This is a genomic window from Streptomyces sp. NPDC049813 (assembly GCF_044465085.1).
Lineage (GTDB): Bacteria > Actinomycetota > Actinomycetes > Streptomycetales > Streptomycetaceae > Streptomyces.
Window position 1 is genome coordinate 66459 of sequence record NZ_JBITLI010000010.1, and the last position, 17175, is coordinate 83633.

Below are 17175 nucleotides of genomic sequence, written 5' to 3' on the forward strand. Positions count from 1 at the left end.
TTCAGCTCGGTTTTTTTATCTTCACCTTCCTGGGGGGGTTTTGGGGGGGGGGGGGCGGGGGCGGGGGCGGCGGGGGGGGGGGGGTCCCCCCGCGCCCCCCCCCCCCCCCCCGGCCGCTGCCTTCAGCTACCGCACTGCTGCGGTCAGTACTGCTCGGTCTCTCAGTACTGCTCGGTCTCGATGAAACCGGCGTCCGCGTCGTCCGTCGCGGCGAAGGTGTCCGCGGCGGTCGTCGGGTCGAATCCGGGCGGGCTGTCGCGGAGCGCGAGGCCCATCCCGGCGAGCTTGGCCTTGATCTCGTCGATCGACTTCGCACCGAAGTTGCGGATGTCGAGGAGGTCCGCCTCGGAGCGGGCGACGAGCTCGCCCACCGAGTGGATGCCCTCGCGCTTGAGGCAGTTGTAGGAACGGACGGTGAGGTCCAGGTCCTCGATCGGCAGCACCAGGTCGGCGGCGAGCGCGGCGTCCGTCGGGGACGGACCCATGTCGATGCCCTCGGCGTCGACGTTCAGCTCGCGCGCCAGACCGAACAGCTCGACCAGCGTCTTGCCGGCCGACGCCATGGCGTCGCGGGGACGCATGGCCTGCTTGGTCTCGATGTCGACGATCAGCTTGTCGAAGTCGGTGCGCTGCTCGACACGCGTGGCCTCGACCTTGTACGTCACCTTGAGGACCGGCGAGTAGATCGAGTCGACCGGGATGCGCCCGATCTCCTGACCCACCTGCTTGTTCTGCACGGCGGAGACGTAGCCGCGACCGCGCTCGACGGTCAGCTCCATCTCCAGCTTGCCCTTGCCGTTGAGCGTGGCGAGGACCAGGTCGGGGTTGTGCACCTCGACACCGGCCGGGGGAGCGATGTCGGCGCCGGTGACCAGACCCGGGCCCTGCTTGCGCAGGTACATCACGACCGGCTCGTCGTGCTCCGAGGAGACGACCAGCTGCTTGATGTTGAGGATCAGGTCGGTGACGTCCTCCTTGACGCCCGGCACGGTGGTGAACTCGTGCAGCACGCCGTCGATACGGATCGACGTGACCGCCGCACCCGGGATCGAGGACAGGAGCGTACGGCGGAGCGAGTTGCCGAGGGTGTAGCCGAAGCCCGGCTCCAGCGGCTCGATCACGAACCGGGAGCGGAATTCGTCGACGACCTCTTCGGTCAACGAGGGACGCTGAGCGATCAGCATAAAGTGTTTGCCTCCAGTAATCGGCGCCCGCTATTTGGCGCCTTGAACACTGCGAAGCGTAACGGGCGAAACGGGGGCGCACGCGCAGCCCCGCCCCACGCCACCCCGCGAGAGCCGGTCGCGAGTGGCCGACATCACGCCCCGCGGACGTCACGGACGGCGCGGACACCGGGGGAGGGAGCCCGCCACGACCGGCGCGGCAGCGGAGCGGCGGGGTGCGCGCCCCGCCGGACGCGGGGGACACCGTCACCTTCTCCCCGGTCAACCTGGCGTGACCCCGCGAATATTTCGTCAGGCGACCGAGAGTTCCAGCGCGGCGAGCCGCTCCGGCTCCGCGATCACGTCGACCGCGGTGATCAGCCCGCTCTCCGGCTCGGTCGTGAAGGCGAGGACCAGGCGCAGCCGGCCGTGCGGGGCCATGGCCAGGCCGAGGGCGCCGTCCACCAGCGCGGGACCGGTGAAGCGGGCACGCCCGGCGGCGGCCATCGCGCCCCGGGCGACCGTGTGCGCCCCGAGCACGACCACCGGCTCCGGGGTCGGGGTCACGGCCGGGTCGGCAGTGAGCACCACATCCGGGTGGAGCAGGGCGACCAGTGCCTCGAAGTCACCCGTCCGGGTCGCCGCGAGGAAGGCGTCCACGGCCTTGCGCTGCCGGGAGGTGTCCGGCGCCGCCGGGGAGGTGCCCCGGACCCGGCGGCGGGCCCGGCTGGCGAGCTGGCGGGCGGAGGCGGGGCTGCGTTCGAGGATCGCGGCGATCTCGTCGAAGGAGATCGCGAAAAGGTCGTGCAGGACGAAGGCGAGCCGCTCGTCGGGGGTGAGCGTGTCGAGGACGACGAGCAGCGCGATGCCCACCGCGTCCGCGGCCTCCATCTCCTGCTCGGGGCTGGGGCGCCCGTCGGGGCGGCCGGTGCCGAACGTGGTCTCCAGCGGCTCCTCACGGCGTGTCGCACGCGAGCGCAGGGCGTTCAGGCAGGTCCGGGTGGCGATGGTGGTCAGCCAGCCGCCCATGTTCTGCACGGCGCTCGTGTCCGCGGCGGACGCCCGCAGCCAGGTCTCCTGCACCGCGTCCTCGGCCTCCGCCAGGGAGCCCAGCATGCGGTAGGCGACCGCGCGCAGATGCGGGCGGTGCGCCTCGAAGACCTCGGTCCGCAGACTTTTCTCGTTCTTCTCGATTTTTCTTCCCTGCATCTGTCACACACCCCTACGGCGGCGTGTCAGAGCAGCAGAACCGAAGCTCGCACACCACGCGAACGATCAACTGAGGAGTCCATCATGACTGCTGACAGCACGATCCTCGTCACCGGCGGTACCGGAACGCTCGGCCGCCACGTGCTTCCGCTGCTGCGCGAGGCCGCGCCCGGCCGCCCGCTGCGGGTGCTCAGCCGCAGCGAGCGCCCGGACGCCGACGGGATCTCCTACGTCAAGGGCGACCTGTCGACCGGGGAGCACGTCGCCACCGCGATGGCCGGGGTGGAGACGGTGCTGCACCTGGCGGGCGGCAACAAGGGCGACGACGTGGTCGCCACCCACCTGGTCGCGGCGGCCCGCGAGGCCGGCGTGAAGCACATCGTGCACATCTCGGTGATCGGCGCCGACCGGATGCCGATGGCCTGGTTCGCCACCCAGCGCGCCGCGGAGGAAGTGATCACCGGCTCGGGGATCCCGTGGACGATGCTGCGCGCCGCCCAGTTCCACGACCTGGTGCACCTGATGGTCTCCAAGATGGCCAAGCTGCCCCTGGTCCCGGCGCCCGGGATGCGGCTGGAGCCGGTCGACGCCCGTGACGTGGCCCAGCGTCTGGTCGAGCTGACCCTCGGGGAGCCGGCGGGCCTGGTGGCGGAGATGGCCGGCCCGAAGGTCTACACGATGGACGACGTGGTGCGCCGCTACCTCGGCGCCACCGGGCGCCGGCGCCCGGTCCTCGGCATGCGGATGCCCGGCAAGGCGGGCCGCGCGTACCGCGAGGGCGTGAACCTCGCGCAGTCCGCGCAGGCGATGCACGGCGACCGTACGTGGGAGGAGTTCCTGGCGGAGCGGGTCGCGTGACCCAGCCCCCGGCGCCGCCCGCCCGGCGGCAGGGACGGGGCGGCCCGGAGCGGGGGGACGGCGGTACGGCACGAGAGCGGGTGGCGCGCGGGCGCGCGCCCCTGCGTGCGCTCGGCGTATCGGCCGAATGGAACACACGGACGAGTGGGTCTGGCCGGAGCCCGTGTACGGCCGGAACGGATCGGATAAGCCTCCTTTCGATCTTTCCACCCACGAGCAGAGGACTGCCTCATGCGTCTGCGTACAGTTGTCACCGCCACGGTTCTTGCCGCCTTCGCCGTTCTCGGTGGTGCGGGCCTCGCCGCCGCCGACGACAACGACGGCTACAGCAACGGCGACATCGCCGTCGTCAACCACGAGACCAACGTGGTCCAGTTCGGCGACATGGACCTGGACTGACCAGCAGTACAGCGCTCCATCCCCTGGGGTCGCGCCACCGGAACACGGCGGCGCGACCCCAGAGGCGTTCCCGGACCCCGGCCGGGCCCGGGCCGCGTGCTTCTCAGGACCGCTCGTCCGCCAGGACCACGCAGGCGCCCAGGTGCCAGGTCTCGTTCTCCTTCGCCGACAGCTCCACGTCGACCTCCCGTCCGGCGGGACCGCCGTCCAGGGGGACGCGGAGCCAGGTGAACGTCCGGCCGTCGAGCCGTTCGCTGCGCGCCTTCTCGACCCCGCCCACCCGGACGATCAGCGTCCGGTTGAACGTGTTGGGGTCGCCGGTCAGCAAGTGCGCCGTGCAGGCCCCCGCGGGCAGCCGCAGCCGGAGCACGGCCGGCCCGGCGGCGCGCACGTAGTCGCGGCGCACGACGTCGAACAGGCCGGTGTCGGTGGCCTCGGGCGTCCGGCCGACCCAGCCGGCGTCCGCGCCCTCCCGCCACACGCTGTCGGGAGCGAGCCGGGTGTAGCCGGTGAGCACCGGCGCCGTGGCGGGACCGGCGTCCAGTGCGTGCACGCAGCGGGCGGCGGGCGGCACGACGACCGTGTCGGCCAGGCTGCGCAGCGAGGAGTCGAGCACCCGCACCGCGCCGGACCTCGGCCGCGCGTGCAGCGTGGCGAGGCCGGGAGCGAGCGGCGGTACGACGGTCATCCGCACCGTCTCGTCCCCGCGGGAGGCCACGTAGCACGCGGCCGGCTCGGCGGCCCAGCCCTTCGGTACGCCGAGGGTGACGTCGGTGCGCAGCCCGGAGCCGGTCGCGTTGACGACCTGCACGGGCAGCTCGTTGCGTTCCCCGCCGAGCAGGGCGGTGTCGGCCGGGGCGACGACGGCCTGGAGCCAGCTGCGCCGCTCGTCGCGGACGCGGCTCAGCTCGAACCAGTACGCGACCAGGGTGTCCCGCCACCGGGCCGCCTGCGTCAGCTGGTCGCGCAGCCGGGCGTGTTCCTCCGCGAGCCTGCGGCGGTCGATCCGGCGGCGCAGCCCGTCCCAGGCCGCGACCGTCTCCGCCACCCGTGCCACGCCGTCGAAATGGGTGTCGTAGATGTGCTGGATGACGGTCTTCCCGCTGTCCAGGCGGTGGGTGTACGGGACGTGGTGCAGGAAGAGGAGCAGTTCCTCGGGGCAGTCCTCCAGCGACTCGTAGGCGTCGCGGACCGGCGGGGCGTACAGCGCGGTGTAGCCGTCGCCGGTGGCGGCGGTGCGGTCGTAGCCGATCCCGGCGCGGTCCGACCTGTGGAACTGGGTGGTCGTGGTCGGGCTCGGGTCGAAGTGCCCGGTGACCGAGCCGTCCGGCGGATGCGTGAGGTAGCCCGTGCCCAGGGGTGAGGTGTAGTCCTCGTAGGTGTGCCAGGAGTCGAGCAGGAGATCGGTGACGGTGGCGACGACGTGCCGGTCGTTGCCGAAGGTCATCCGTGTCCACTCCTCCGCCAGTTCGGCCGCGGACAGGCCCGGGTCCCAGGCGAGGCGCCCGTAGCCGTGGGTGTTGGCGGCGGCGAGGTGGGAGCCCGTCCAGTTCCGGGCGTCGCCGAGGTTCATGACCCCGGCGAAGCCGTGGTGCGTGTACGGGTACGCCTCGCCGGTGACGACGGCGGCGACCGTGCTGCCCGGCCCGGGCTTGCCGGTGTCAAAGGCGAGCACCTCCTTCCACTGCGGCACCAGGTAGCACAGGTGGGTGGCGTGTCCGGTGTACTCCTGGGTGACCTGGAGTTCGATCATCGAGTTGGTGCGGGGCAGCGAACCGAAGAGCGGGTGCGCCGGCTCGCGGACCTGGAAGTCGATCGGGCCGTTCTTGATCTGCAGCACGACGTTGTCGGCGAACGCGCCGTCCAGTGGCGTGAAGTCCAGGAACCCCTGCCGGTCCCAGGCGGCGTCGGTGTCGTGCACGAACGCCCGCCACATCACGATGCCGCCGTGCGGCCGCAGCGCGTCGGCGAGCAGGTTGGCCCCGTCGGCGTGCGTGCGGCCGTAGTCCAGGGGGCCCGGCCGCCCCTCGGAGTTGGCCTTCACCAGGAAGCCGCCGAAGTCCGCGATCCTGGCGTAGATCTCGTCGGCCTTCCGCGTCCACCACGTCCGTACCGCCGCGTCGAAGGGGTCGGCGGTGTCGAGGCCGCCCAGGTCGATGGGGGCGGCGAAGTTGGCGGTGACGTACAGGGTGACGCCGTAGCGGCGCAGGACGCCCGCCAGTGCGGCCAGCTTGGTCAGGAACGGCTCTTCGAGGTAGGTCGCGGGCGTGTTGACGTTGTTGATGACGGCGCCGTTGATGCCGAGGGAGGCGAGGACCCGCGCGTAGTCCGTGTACCGGTCGTCGAGGGCCGGCAGCTTCTCCCAGTCGAAGAAGGACAGCCCCGCGTACCCGCGCTCGATCGACCCGTCGATGTTGTCCCAGTGGTCGGCGACGCGCAGCGGCGCGGCGGGCCGCTCCGTGCGGTCGACGTGGTCCAGGGGCTGCCGGGTCTGCACGAGCCGCAGCAGGTGGAACGCGCCGTACAGCACTCCGCGGTCGGTGCGGGCCGCCACCACCACGCGGGAGCCGCCGCCCTTCGTGACCCGGCGGACGACATAGCCCTCCGCGCCCAGAGCCGCCAGCTCGGACGCGGGGACCAGCGACCGGACGAGGGGAGAGCTCTCGGCCGTGCCGACCACCAGGGCCGGGCCCGCGGGGGCCGTGCCGCGGGGTTCCACCCTGGTGCCGAGCAGCCCGGTCAGGCCCCGGGCCAGCTCGTCCACGGCCGACTTCTGGAGCGGGCCGCCGCCCTGCCAGACGAGCGGGCGCAGCGCGGCACGGTACGACCGGAGCAGGTCGGGATCGTCCACCTGCCGGTAGCGCAGCCACAGTTCGTAGCCGTCCTCGGCGGGCAGTGCCCCGACGGTCGCGGCGCCGGGGGCGGTCGTCGCCGAGGCCGGTGCGGCCAGGGCGAGCGGGCCGGCCGCGCCGCCGAGGGCGGCCGCGGTCAGCAGGGACCTGCGGCGTATTCCTGAGCTCATGTCTCTCACTTCCGTCGCTGACTTCCGTGGTGGGACGAACGGGTGCGGCGCTTCTTGGGCGGGGCCGGGGAGCGCAGGTCCACGACGGTGGCGGCGAAGGCGAGCGGGCCCGGCAGCAGCGGCACGAGGAGCGGCATCGACCAGGCCAGGACCGCGGCGAGGAGCACCGCGCAGGCCAGCAGGAGGGTGGCGCGCGGCTCAGCGGCCGAGCGGACCAGCGCCTCCCGGACGCGTGAGCGGTGTCCCGCCCCCGGCGCGGTGGCGCGCAGCCCCACGGTCGCGGCCCCCACGGCGAGCAGGGCGAGAGCGGGGGCCATGACGGCCGCGCCGGGCAGCGCGCTGTCCAGCAGGGCCGCGTCGGTCAGCAGGAGCAGGGCGAACAGCGGCGGCAGCAGCCCACCGGCGAGGCCGCGCGCGGTGAGCTGGGCGCGCAGGTGGCGCCCGTAGACGGCGGCGGTGACCGGGACTCCGGAGCGGGCGCTCGCGCCGAGCGTGGCGCAGGCGGCCCGGAACGCGGCCGGCAGCGTCAGCACCGGCAGGCAGGCCAGGCTGGTGAACAGGCCGACCAGGAGCATGTCGGCGAAGAGGGAGAACCCCGGGCCGAAGACCTCGGTGGCCTCGCGGTGGGTGCGCGGCGGTGCGGGGGTGTGGGTCGTCATGGTCGCTCAGCCCTTCAGTCCGGAGGTGGCCATGCCCTGCACCAGGTAGCGCTGGAAGACGAAGAAGAAGAGCACGATCGGCAGCACGGAGATCACCGACATCGCGAACATCGGCCCGTACGCGGAGGTGCTGGACTGGTCGACGAAGCTGCTCAGCGCGAGGGTGATGGTGAACTTCTCCGGCGCGAACAGGTAGATCATCTGTGTGAAGAAGTCGTTCCAGGTCCAGATGAACGTGAAGATCGCGGTGGTGATCAGCGCGGGCCGGCTCAGCGGCAGCGTGATGGACCAGTAGGTGCGGAACGGGCCGCAGCCGTCGATCCGGGCGGACTCCTCCAGTTCGCGCGGCAGCCCGCGCATGAACTGCACGATGAGGAAGACGAAGAAGGCCTCGGTCGCCAGGAACTTCGGCAGGACCAGCGGCCAGTAGGTGTCCACGAGGCCGAGCCGGTTGAAGATGATGTACTGCGGGATCAGCACGACGTGGTGGGGCAGCATCAGCGTCGCCACCATGAACGCGAACATCCCCTTGCGCAGGCGGAAGCGGAGCCGCGCGAAGGCGTAGGCGGCCAGCGAACAGGACAGCACGTTGCCGACGACGGCGCCGACCGCGATGACCAGGGTGTTGCCGAGCAGCCGGGTCACGGAGATCCCGGAGACGCCGTCCAGGGCGGTCGTGTAGTTGGACCACTCCAGGTGGCTCGGCCACAGATCGAGGCTGGTCACCACCTCGTCGGCCGGTTTGAGCGAGGTGGCCAGCAGCCAGGCCAGCGGGTACAGCAGGACGAGCAGGGCCAGGGCCGCGACGGTGTGCGGCAGCCGGCGTCGGGTGGCGAGGTTCATCGCCCCTCCTCGTCCGCGTAGAAGACCCAGGACCGGGAGGTCCTGAAGAGGATCAGGGTGAGGACGCCGACTCCGATCAGCAGCATCCAGGCCATCGCCGCCGCGTAGCCCATGTGGGAGGCCGTGAACCCGCGCTCGTACAGGTAGAGCGTGTAGAAGAGCGTCGAGTCCGCGGGGCCGCCGTCACCGCCGCTGATCGCGAAGGCCGGGGTGAAGACCTGGAAGGACTGGATCATCTCCAGGACCAGGTTGAAGAAGACGACCGGGGACAGCATCGGCACGGTGACGGAGACGAACTGCCGCCAGCGGCCCGCCCCGTCCAGGGCGGCTGCCTCGTACAGGTCCGGCGAGATCTGCTGGAGCCCGGCCAGGAAGATCACCATGGGCGCGCCGAACTGCCATACCGTCAGCAGCACGACCGCGTACACGGCGAGATCGGGGTCGCCGATCCACCCGCCGGTGTCGATGCCGACCGCGCTCAGGACGCGGGCGACGGAACCGCCGTCGTTGAACAGGGCCCGCCACACCAGCGCGATCGTCATGCTGGCCCCGAGCAGCGAGGGCGCGTAGAAGGCCGAGCGGTAGAAGGCGCGCCCACGGCCGAGACCGCGCAGGAGCATCGCCACCCCGAGCGCGAAGCCCAGCTTCAGCGGCACGGCGATCACCACGTAGAGCAGGGTGGTGCCCACCGACCGCCAGTAGCGGGGGTCCTCGGTGAGCATCTCGGTGTAGTTGCGCAGCCCCACCCAGTGCGGCGGGTCGAACAGGTTGTAGTCGGTGAACGACAGGTACAGCGACACCGCCATCGGGATCAGCGTCAGGACGAGCGCGCCGATCATCCAGGGGGAGAGGAACACGTAGGCGGGCCACTGCCGTTCGCGGCGCGGCCCGCGCCGCCCGGACGGGGGTGGCGGCGGTGCGGTGTCCTGGGCGCGCGGTGGCGCGCCGGTCGTGGCTGTGCTCATGACCGCAGCTCCCGGTGGGCCTCGTCGATGAGTTCGCGTGCCGCTTGACGCGGGGTGGCCTTCTCGAACATGACGCGCTGGTACGCCCTTCCGAAGGCGATCTGGACAGGGACGTCACCGCGGGGCGGCGCCGAGGGCGGTGCGTCCAGGCCGTACTTCTCCATGGTCTGCGCGTAGTCGTAGATCTCCCGCTCCGCTCCTTCGAGGGTGGTGGCCACCCGGGCGGCGATCGTCCGGTTGGGCGGGGTGGAGCGGGTGAAGCCGAGGATGTCGCCGGCCCGCGGGTCGTTGAGCAGGAAGTCGACCAGGGCGACGGCCTGCGCGGGGTGGGCGCTGTGCGCGCCGACGCCGAGCAGCATCGACGGCTTGAAGTAGGCGCCCTGGTGGCCGCCGGTGGTGGGGACGGGGGCGAAGTGCACGGCGTCGCCGAGCAGCGCGGGGTAGCCGGGGAAGGGGGCGTCCCAGGTGAAGTCGGCCGCCGCAAGGCCGCGGCCCATCGGGCTGGTCTCGGTGGACTTGGCCTGCGTCGAGTCCCGGGCCGCGGCGACGAGGCCTTCCTTGCGCAGCCGGTCGCAGAAGGTCCAGAACTCGCTCAGGTCGTCCTCGGTGAAGCCGAGCCGCGTCTGGCTCGCGTAGAGCCGCCCGCCGCGGCCGCGCAGCCAGTCCTCGAAGACGTCCTCGTTGCCGCCGCCGTCGTTGCTGCCCGTGAACGGGCGACCGTCGGGGGAGGTGAGCCCCAGCGCCGCGATCCGCCGGTTGACGTCGGTGAAGTCCTGCCAGGTCCAGCCCGGCCCGGGGGCGGGTACGCCCGCCTTCTTGTAGACGGACGCGTCATAGGCGTACCCGGTGATCCCGCGGCCCATCGGCACCGCGTACTGCTTTCCCGCGTACCGCCCGGTGCGCAGGAAGGACGGGTCCATCTCCGCGGTGCGGATCTGTTCCTTGTCGAAGGCCTCGTCCAGGCGCAACAGCGCGCCGCCGCCCGCGTACTGCGAGATCTGCCGGTAGTCGAGCTGCGCGACGTCGGGGATGCCGCCACCGGCGGCCTGCGTGGCGAGCTTCTGCTTGTACGCGCCGAACTCCGCGTTCGAGGTGCGCACGGTGACCCCGGGATGCTCCTTCTCGAAGAGCCGCACGGCCTTCTTGGTGCGCGCGGCGCGGTCGTCGTTGCCCCACCAGGTGAACGTGAGGGAGACGCCGCCGCCGGTGCCGCCGCTCGCGGTGGAGCAGCCGGCGAGGCCGGCGGTCAGGGCGCCGCCCAGGCCGGCGGCGGTGGCGGCCAGGGCGGTCCGGCGGCTCAGGGGCCGGCGGGCGCCGCTTCGGGGCTCGGGCATGGGTGCCTTCCGGGAGGGGGAGGGGTGGCGGCGGCCGGGCGCGCGGCCCGGGCTCACCAGGCCTGGCCGTGCAGGTGCGCGGTCACCCGGGCGCGGTCCCAGGCGCCGTCGGCGACGGTCACCCGGTAGCCGCGGGTGAGTGTCGCGCCGGGAGCGAGGACGAGTTCGTCGTGGAAGGCCCAGGAGGGGGCGACGGCGGCGAAGGGGTCGGTGCGGACGAACCAGTGCGCCGGGTGCGCCCCCTTCTCGCCCGCATGGTCGTTGGCCGGGGCGTGTTCGAAGACGAGCGTGGCGTGGCCGTCGCGGCCGTCGTGCTCGCCCACGTAGGCCAGCCAGTCGGCCTGCGTGCCCATCAGGTCGCCGTCGTCGGCGGTGGCGGTGAAGACCCGCCCGTCGCGGAAGGCGCGCGGGCCGCGCCAGAACAGGCCCGTGTACCCGGCGGCGGGCCTGCCGTGGGTGGTGGGGCTGCCGAAGCGCAGCGGTTCGGCACGCCGGTTGGTGACGGCCGAGGTCCAGGTGAGCGACCAGCTGCCGGCGTCGGCGTCGGCGCGGGCCTCGATCCGGCGCTCCTCGTCGGCCCACAGCTCTCCGTCGTGCGGGTGCCAGGTCAGGCGTTCGGCGATGACGGCGCGGTCCGCGGTGGCGGAGACCTCCTCGAAGCTGACGTGTGCCATCGAGCCGACCCGGTCGGGCAGGGCGAGGTACCCCTCACCGTGGACGTAGGTGTTGCCGCCCCACAGGTTCTGCCCCGACAGGTGGGAGGCCGTCAGCTGGAGCCCCTTGTGCCAGCGGTGGTCGTTGGGGCGGTAGTCGGTGACGAGGCCACCGGACAGCGTGCGCATCGGGTGCAGGTACGGCTTGGGCGCCTCCCAGGCCGCTTCGGGCCGGTACACGTAGGAGAACAGCGCGGTGCCGGAGGCCTCTTGGGCGACGGTGACGCGGTCGCTGTGGACGTGGGTCAGCGCGAGGGTCATGCGGGGGTTCCTTCCGGGCGCGGGGCGGCGGGCGCCCACTGCGGCGCACCACCGTGCAACTGGGTGTAGTACGGGTCGCCGGGGCCGATGGAGCCCGCGGGGACGCTCGCGCCGGTGAACGCGGACTTGTACAGGGCGGTGATGAACTCCAGCGTCCGCCGGCCGCCCGGACCGCTGGTGGCGTGGCGCCGTCCGGCGCGGATGTCGGCGACCAGCTCGCGCAGTTGCGCCAGGTGCGAACTGGGCTCGTCGGCGCCGAAGTCGCGCCAGGCGGCGGCGGTCTCCTCGGGCACGCCCGGTGCCGGGGTGATCCGCCAGTCCGCGTTGCGGTGGCCGTACAGGTGGCTCACCTCGACGGTGGCGTGCTCGCAGTCGATGCGGATCCGGCTGACCTCGTCCGGACTCAGCACGCTGTTGACGACCGTGGCGAGGGCCCCGCCGGCGAACCGGACCTGGGCGGTGGACACGTCCTCGGTCTCCACGTCGTGCACGAGCCGGGCCGCCATGCCGTGCACCTCCTGCCACGGCCCCATCAGGTCCAGCAGCAGGTCCGTCTGGTGGATGCCGTGTCCCATCGCGGGGCCGCCGCCCTCGGTGGCCCAGCGGCCCCGCCACGGGACCGCGTAATAGGCGGCGTCCCGGTACCAGGTGGTCTGGCAGTGCGCCACGAGCGGCCGGCCGCACGCGCCCTCGCGCAGCAGCCGCCGCACGTGCCGGGCCGCGGAGCCGAAGCGGTGCTGGAAGACGATGGCGGCGTACGGGTCCGCGCTGCCGCCCCGCTCCGCCGCCAGGACGGCGTCGTAGTCGGCCAGTGAGGGGCACGGCGGTTTCTCGCACCACACCCAGGCGCCGGCCCGCAGCGCGGCCACGGCCTGTTCGCGGTGGACGGCCGGCGGGGTGCACAGGACGACGAGGTCGGGGCGGACCTCGGTGAGCACGGCGGCGAACTCCGTGGTCCGGTACGGGACCGCGAAGTCGTCGGCGAACCGGGCGACGGAGCCCGCGTCCGTGTCGACGGCCGCGACCACGTCGACGGCCCCTTCCGCCGCCAGCGTGCGCAGCGCGGGCAGATGCGTGGCGCGCGCGATGCCTCCGGTGCCGACGACGGCGGTGCGCAGCGGGCGGGGTGAGCGGTGCGAAGACATGCGGTCCTCTCAGGAGACGGACGGGCGCGTCGGACGGAGCGCAGCGCGCAGGACGGTCCGCGCAGCAAGCGCTTGCCGTCGAGTGGTTCCAACGTTGTAACCGCCGTGGGTCCATGGGGTCAACCCTCTGGCAGGCACCATTCCTGTCTCGTGCGGCGCTCGTCGGCGGCGCCGGAAAGTGCATAATCGTGGGGCACTGTGAGCGAGGGGGACCAGCTGTGACAGCCGTGACACTCAAGGACGTGGCGCTGCGGGCAGGCGTCTCCATCAAGACCGTTTCCAACGTTGTACGTGACGCGCCGAAGGTGTCCGCGGCCACCCGGGAGCGCGTGCTGCACGCCGTCCGTGAGCTCGGTTACCGGCCCAACGCCTCGGCGCGCAGGCTGCGTACGGGCCGCAGTGGCCTGATCGCCCTCGCCGTCCCGGACCTGACGACCCCGTACTTCGCGGAACTCGCCCACCACATCCGCGCACAGGCCACCGCGCTCGGTCTCACCGTGCTCATCGAGGAGACGCTCGGGGACCCGGCGGAGGAGCTGCGCCTGGCCACGGGTGTGGGGGCGTCGCTCCTCGACGGCGTGATCCTCTCGCCGCTGCACGTCACCACGACCGAACTGGCCCCGGTCGCCGACGCGTTCCCGCTGGTCCTGCTCGGGGAGCGCGGCTACCGGCGCGAACGGGTGGTCGCCGACCACGTCCTGATCGACAACGTCGCGGCGGCCCGGGACGTCACCCGCCACCTGGTCGGTCTCGGCCGGACGCGGATCGCGGCCGTCGGCGCGGACGTGCAGGCGTCGGCCACCAGCCGTCAGCGCCTGGAGGGGTTCCAGCTGGCCCTGCACGACGCCGGGCTGCCCTTCGACCCGCGACTCGCCCCGCCCGTCGCGGAGTTCGACCGCGGCAACGGCCTCCGGGCGATGCGGGCGCTCCTCGGCCTGCCCCCGGAAATCCGCCCCGACGCGGTCTTCTGCTTCAGCGACCTGCTCGCCGTCGGCGCGCAGCGCGCCGTCCACGAAGCCGGCCTGCGCGTCCCCGGCGACATCGCGCTGGCGGGCATCGACGGTTCGGAGGAGGCCCGGTACAGCACGCCGTCACTGACGACCGTGGTCCCCGACAAGGGGGCGATCGCCGCTCTGGCCGTGAAGTGCCTCGCCGCCCGCATCCGTGCCGCGGAACCACCGCCGTTCCAGGTCCATGTGGCCCCGCACCGGCTGGACGTACGGGAGTCGACGGCGGCGGAGCGGGGGCCGCTGTCGCCCTGACGGATGGGGCGTGACCGGGACACGAGGTGCGTAGGGTCACCGGCATGCCTCTGCGACCTGTGAACGTGAACATCAAGGCCCTGGACGACGCGGCGGTCGGCCGGTTCTGGGCCGGGGCGCTCGGCTGGGGCGTCTCCAGCGAGGGCCCCGGCGTGACCAACGTCGAGCCCGGCGGCGGCTACACGTGGCCCGACGCGACGGCCGTCTGCATCGACGTCGTCTCCGTCCCGCACGCCAAGCAGGCTGTGAAGAACCGCACGCACCTCGATCTCGCCACCACCTCGGCGGCCCACCAGGCGGAGCTGGTCGCCCGCCTGCGGGAGCTGGGCGCCACGCCGGTGGACGTGGGCCAGGGCGACGTGCCCTGGACGGTCCTGGCGGACCCGGAAGGCAACGAGTTCTGTGTGCTGGAGCCCCGGGAGACGTACCGGGACACCGGACCGGTCGCCGCGGTGGTGGTCGACTGCGTCGACCCGCGTGCCATGGCCCGGTTCCGGGACGCGGCGACCGACTGGACGGTGCACGAGGTGAGCGACGACCACGCCCGGCTGCGCTCGGCCGAGAAGGTCGGCCCGTACCTCGAATTCCTGCGCGCGGGCGGGAAGTTCGTGCCGGACCGCGTGCACATCGACCTGCTGGCGTACGCGGGTGACGACCAGGAGGCGGAGGTGGCCCGGCTGCGTGCCCTCGGCGCGAGCGGCCTGGACATCGGGCAGGGCGACGCCGTGACATGGACGTGCCTGACCGATCCGGAGGGGCACGAGTTCTGCGTCCTCGGCCGCTCGTCCTGACGGGCCGCAGGGCCGGGGGAGCTGTCGGTCGGCCCGGGGCGACAGCGGTCTGCCGCTCCGGCCCGGGGGCGGGGCGGGAGCGGCAGATGCGGATGCGCCTGGCCGGCCGGGTCGGGCTGGGTGCGGTGTACGGGTATGCCGGGGGCTAGGCACTGAGGCCCGGGCTCGGGTGCTGGAGCCGGGCTCGGGTGCTGGGGCCGGGCTCAGGCTGCCGCGAGGGAGTCGTCCTCCGGGCGTGCGCCCGGCAGTCGATGGCGGGCGGCGATCAGAGCGGCGTCGATGTCGGCGGTTCCGGTCGCGATGCACAGGGTGTAGGCGACGTCGTCCATCCGCTGCCGCACCTGCTCGCTGCCCTGCGAGGCGTTGAGGGCCTCCAGCGTCTCGTACTGCTGGATGAGGTCGTTCAGGACGGCCGGGTGCGCCATCAGCATGACGAGGACTCCTTCGGGCACGGTGGACGGTTCCGCTTCCCCTTGCCCGGGCCGCCCGCGCCCACACCTCCTTGATCGCGGCTGTGTCGTCAGCTCCGGGTGTCCGGGCGCAGCACGACCGGGAGTTCGTGGTGTCCGTTGGAGATGAACGACCCTGTGGGGCGCAAGGCCGACGCGGGGCCGGCAAGACGCAGGTCCGGGAACCGGTCGAACAGCGCGCGGAGCGCCACCTCGCCCTCCATGCGGGCCAGCGCGGCGCCGAGACACACGTGCACGCCATGACCGAAGGCCAGATGGGCCTTGTCGGCCCGGGTCACGTCGAAGGCGTCGGCGGTGGTGCCGTGGAGAGCGGGGTGACGGCCCGCGGCCGCGTACGAGGCGAGGATGGCCTCGCCCTGACGGATCGCCAGGCCACCGGGCAGCGGGATGTCCTCGACCGCGTACCGCATCGGCAGGTGCGCGACGGGCGCCTCGTACCGCAACGTCTCCTCGACGACGTCGGCCCAGCCGCTGCTGCCCTCGCGGACCAGGGCGAGCTGGCCGGGGTGGGTCAGCAGAGCGGTGATGGCCTGGTCGAGCAGGTTGACCGTGGTCTCATACCCGGCGCTGACCACCAGCAGGAGCGTGTCGAGGAGTTCCTGCTCGGTCAGCGCGGCGCCGTCGTCGTCGCGGGCGGCGATGAGGACCGAGGTCATGTCGTCGCCCGGCGCGGCGCGCTTGGCCGCGACCTGGTCGGACATGATCGCGTACAGCTCCTGCGTGTTGGCGGCGGCTTCGTCGGGGCCGAGCCGGGTGTCGAAGACGCGGTCGACGGTACGGCGGAACCCGGCCTGCGAGCGGTCGGGCAGCCCCATCAGCTCGCTGATGACCCGGATCGGGAGCGGATAGGCGAACCGCTCGCGCAGATCGGTGGCGTCGCCCGGGGCGACGGCCGTCAGCTCGTCGAGGAGGTCGCGCGTGATCTCCTCGACGCGCGGCCGGAGTGCGGCGATACGCCGTGCGGTGAAGGCCGGGCTGATCAGGCGCCGCAGCCGCCGGTGGTCGCCGCCGTACGCGGTGAACATGTTGTCGACGGCCACCCACAGGGCGAGGGGCCAGCTGCCGACGATCTCGTCGGGGAAGATCGGCCAGTGCTGGCGTGGATCCTTGGAGACTCGTGGGTCGGTCAGCAGCCTGCGGAGCAGGGCCGGGTCGGTCACCGCCCAGGCCTCGACTCCCAGGACGTCGACGCGGGCGGCCGGGCCGCGCGAGCGCAGCGCGGCGTCCTCGGCGTGCCGGTCGCTCCCGGCGGCGTTCAGGACGAGGACCTGCGGGTCGTGTGCGTGGTGCGAGTTTCGGGTTTCGTGCGGCTCGTGCGGCTCGTGCGACTGGCGGCGCTCGTGTGATGCAGGAGAGGGGGTCGGCTCGTGCGCGTCATGCGGCTCGTGCATGCGGGCTCCTCAGCGGTGCGGGCGGTTTGCGGCTGCGCCGTTCAGATCGAGGAGGCAAGGAGGGTTCTGCGGCAAGAGGGTTCTTCTAGAGGGTAGTTGGCGGTTCGCGCTGCGTCAGGGGCGTTTTGTGGCCCCTCGTGAAGGGTGTCCGTGCGGTGGCCGTCGCGGAACCCGGTGCACCGGGGCGCACGGCGGCACGACAGGACCGGTCGATCCCCGAGGCGGGTCGGCCGGAGGCCACGAGTGCGGCGCGGGGTGCCACCGATGGGCCGTGCCGCCCAGGGGATGGGCGTGAGCGCCGACGACCGGCCTCTGCCGTCCAGTGGGTGGGCGTGGGCGTCACCGATCGGCCCTGCCGTCCGGAGGGTTGGCGTGAGCGCTGACGACCAGCCTCTGCCGTCCAGTGGGTGGGCGTGGGCGTCACCGATCGGCCCTGCCGTCCGGAGGGTTGGCGTGAGCGCTGACGACCAGCCTCGCCGTCCTGAGGGTGGGCGTGGGCGTCACCGATTGGCCTTGCCGCCCAGGGGGTGGGCGTGGGTGCCGCCGATGGGCCTTGCCGCCCAGGGGGTGGGCGTGGGCGTCACCGATCGGCCCTGCCGCCCGGAGGGTGGGCGCGGGCGTCACCGATCAGCCCCGTCGTCCGGAGGGTGGGCGCGGGCGTCACCGATCAGCCCCGCCGCCCAGGGGGTG

At 72.9% G+C, this 17175-nt stretch carries 15 protein-coding genes; 4 read left to right on the forward strand and 11 right to left on the reverse strand.

Going from position 1 to position 17175, the window contains the following annotated elements:
* Positions 1-161: 161 nt before the first annotated feature.
* Positions 162-1184 carry a DNA-directed RNA polymerase subunit alpha gene (locus ACIBW6_RS20980; protein ID WP_399061681.1) on the reverse strand — a complete coding sequence of 341 codons (1023 nt, stop codon included), beginning with the start codon at positions 1182-1184 and terminating at the stop codon, positions 162-164.
* A 291-nt stretch (positions 1185-1475) separates the two neighbouring features.
* Entirely contained in the window at positions 1476-2372 is an 897-nt protein-coding gene (locus ACIBW6_RS20985) for a sigma-70 family RNA polymerase sigma factor (protein ID WP_399061683.1), read from the reverse strand.
* An 84-nt stretch (positions 2373-2456) separates the two neighbouring features.
* Between ACIBW6_RS20985 and ACIBW6_RS20990 the strand changes: the two genes are divergently transcribed.
* Positions 2457-3230, forward strand: a complete 774-nt coding sequence (locus ACIBW6_RS20990; protein WP_399061685.1) for an SDR family oxidoreductase — start codon at positions 2457-2459, stop codon at positions 3228-3230.
* A gap of 231 nt (positions 3231-3461) precedes the next feature.
* Positions 3462-3629, forward strand: a complete 168-nt coding sequence (locus ACIBW6_RS20995; protein ID WP_399061687.1) for a hypothetical protein — start codon at positions 3462-3464, stop codon at positions 3627-3629.
* A 103-nt stretch (positions 3630-3732) separates the two neighbouring features.
* Here ACIBW6_RS20995 and ACIBW6_RS21000 read toward each other — a convergent pair whose 3' ends face one another.
* From ACIBW6_RS21000 to ACIBW6_RS21030, 7 genes are read right to left on the reverse strand one after another with little or no spacing between them, the layout of a single operon-like run.
* On the reverse strand, positions 3733-6651 hold the full coding sequence (locus tag ACIBW6_RS21000; protein ID WP_399061689.1) for an alpha-glucuronidase family glycosyl hydrolase: 2919 nt from the start codon (positions 6649-6651) through the stop codon (positions 3733-3735).
* Between the two features lie 5 nt (positions 6652-6656).
* On the reverse strand, positions 6657-7310 hold the full coding sequence (locus ACIBW6_RS21005) for a hypothetical protein (RefSeq protein ID WP_399061691.1): 654 nt from the start codon (positions 7308-7310) through the stop codon (positions 6657-6659).
* Between the two features lie 6 nt (positions 7311-7316).
* The gene (locus tag ACIBW6_RS21010) at positions 7317-8153 is read right to left on the reverse strand and encodes a carbohydrate ABC transporter permease (protein ID WP_399061693.1); all 837 of its coding nucleotides are present in this window, start codon (positions 8151-8153) and stop codon (positions 7317-7319) included.
* Entirely contained in the window at positions 8150-9118 is a 969-nt protein-coding gene (locus ACIBW6_RS21015) for a carbohydrate ABC transporter permease (RefSeq protein ID WP_399061696.1), read from the reverse strand. Before ACIBW6_RS21015 ends, ACIBW6_RS21010 begins: the two co-directional genes overlap by 4 nt.
* Entirely contained in the window at positions 9115-10452 is a 1338-nt protein-coding gene (locus tag ACIBW6_RS21020; RefSeq protein ID WP_399061698.1) for an ABC transporter substrate-binding protein, read from the reverse strand. Before ACIBW6_RS21020 ends, ACIBW6_RS21015 begins: the two co-directional genes overlap by 4 nt.
* A gap of 53 nt (positions 10453-10505) precedes the next feature.
* Positions 10506-11426 carry a PmoA family protein gene (locus ACIBW6_RS21025; RefSeq protein WP_399061700.1) on the reverse strand — a complete coding sequence of 307 codons (921 nt, stop codon included), beginning with the start codon at positions 11424-11426 and terminating at the stop codon, positions 10506-10508.
* Entirely contained in the window at positions 11423-12571 is a 1149-nt protein-coding gene (locus ACIBW6_RS21030) for a Gfo/Idh/MocA family protein (RefSeq protein WP_399061702.1), read from the reverse strand. Before ACIBW6_RS21030 ends, ACIBW6_RS21025 begins: the two co-directional genes overlap by 4 nt.
* A gap of 218 nt (positions 12572-12789) precedes the next feature.
* On the opposite strand from ACIBW6_RS21030, the gene ACIBW6_RS21035 reads away from it, so the two are divergent.
* Together ACIBW6_RS21035 and ACIBW6_RS21040 are read left to right on the forward strand one after the other, a co-directional pair.
* Positions 12790-13833 (forward strand): LacI family DNA-binding transcriptional regulator, encoded by a 1044-nt coding sequence (locus ACIBW6_RS21035; RefSeq protein WP_399061704.1) that lies wholly within the window; start codon positions 12790-12792, stop codon positions 13831-13833.
* A gap of 44 nt (positions 13834-13877) precedes the next feature.
* The gene (locus tag ACIBW6_RS21040) at positions 13878-14624 is read left to right on the forward strand and encodes a VOC family protein (RefSeq protein WP_399061706.1); all 747 of its coding nucleotides are present in this window, start codon (positions 13878-13880) and stop codon (positions 14622-14624) included.
* A gap of 203 nt (positions 14625-14827) precedes the next feature.
* Here ACIBW6_RS21040 and ACIBW6_RS21045 read toward each other — a convergent pair whose 3' ends face one another.
* Both ACIBW6_RS21045 and ACIBW6_RS21050 read right to left on the reverse strand, forming a co-directional pair.
* Positions 14828-15055, reverse strand: a complete 228-nt coding sequence (locus tag ACIBW6_RS21045; RefSeq protein ID WP_399062092.1) for a DUF5133 domain-containing protein — start codon at positions 15053-15055, stop codon at positions 14828-14830.
* Positions 15056-15144: 89 nt separating this feature from the next.
* On the reverse strand, positions 15145-16485 hold the full coding sequence (locus tag ACIBW6_RS21050) for a cytochrome P450 (protein WP_399061708.1): 1341 nt from the start codon (positions 16483-16485) through the stop codon (positions 15145-15147).
* Positions 16486-17175 lie beyond the last annotated feature (690 nt).

Coding starts and splice junctions, on each gene's coding strand:
- ACIBW6_RS20990 (WP_399061685.1), top strand. CDS start 2,457: ATGACTGCTGACAGCACGATCCTCGTCACCGGCGGTACCGGAACGCTC.
- ACIBW6_RS20995 (WP_399061687.1), top strand. CDS start 3,462: ATGCGTCTGCGTACAGTTGTCACCGCCACGGTTCTTGCCGCCTTCGCC.
- ACIBW6_RS21025 (WP_399061700.1), bottom strand. CDS start 11,426: ATGACCCTCGCGCTGACCCACGTCCACAGCGACCGCGTCACCGTCGCC.
- ACIBW6_RS20985 (WP_399061683.1), bottom strand. CDS start 2,372: ATGCAGGGAAGAAAAATCGAGAAGAACGAGAAAAGTCTGCGGACCGAG.
- ACIBW6_RS21045 (WP_399062092.1), bottom strand. CDS start 15,055: ATGCTGATGGCGCACCCGGCCGTCCTGAACGACCTCATCCAGCAGTAC.
- ACIBW6_RS21015 (WP_399061696.1), bottom strand. CDS start 9,118: ATGAGCACAGCCACGACCGGCGCGCCACCGCGCGCCCAGGACACCGCA.
- ACIBW6_RS20980 (WP_399061681.1), bottom strand. CDS start 1,184: ATGCTGATCGCTCAGCGTCCCTCGTTGACCGAAGAGGTCGTCGACGAA.
- ACIBW6_RS21030 (WP_399061702.1), bottom strand. CDS start 12,571: ATGTCTTCGCACCGCTCACCCCGCCCGCTGCGCACCGCCGTCGTCGGC.
- ACIBW6_RS21050 (WP_399061708.1), bottom strand. CDS start 16,485: ATGCACGAGCCGCATGACGCGCACGAGCCGACCCCCTCTCCTGCATCA.
- ACIBW6_RS21010 (WP_399061693.1), bottom strand. CDS start 8,153: ATGAACCTCGCCACCCGACGCCGGCTGCCGCACACCGTCGCGGCCCTG.
- ACIBW6_RS21040 (WP_399061706.1), top strand. CDS start 13,878: ATGCCTCTGCGACCTGTGAACGTGAACATCAAGGCCCTGGACGACGCG.
- ACIBW6_RS21005 (WP_399061691.1), bottom strand. CDS start 7,310: ATGACGACCCACACCCCCGCACCGCCGCGCACCCACCGCGAGGCCACC.
- ACIBW6_RS21000 (WP_399061689.1), bottom strand. CDS start 6,651: ATGAGCTCAGGAATACGCCGCAGGTCCCTGCTGACCGCGGCCGCCCTC.
- ACIBW6_RS21020 (WP_399061698.1), bottom strand. CDS start 10,452: ATGCCCGAGCCCCGAAGCGGCGCCCGCCGGCCCCTGAGCCGCCGGACC.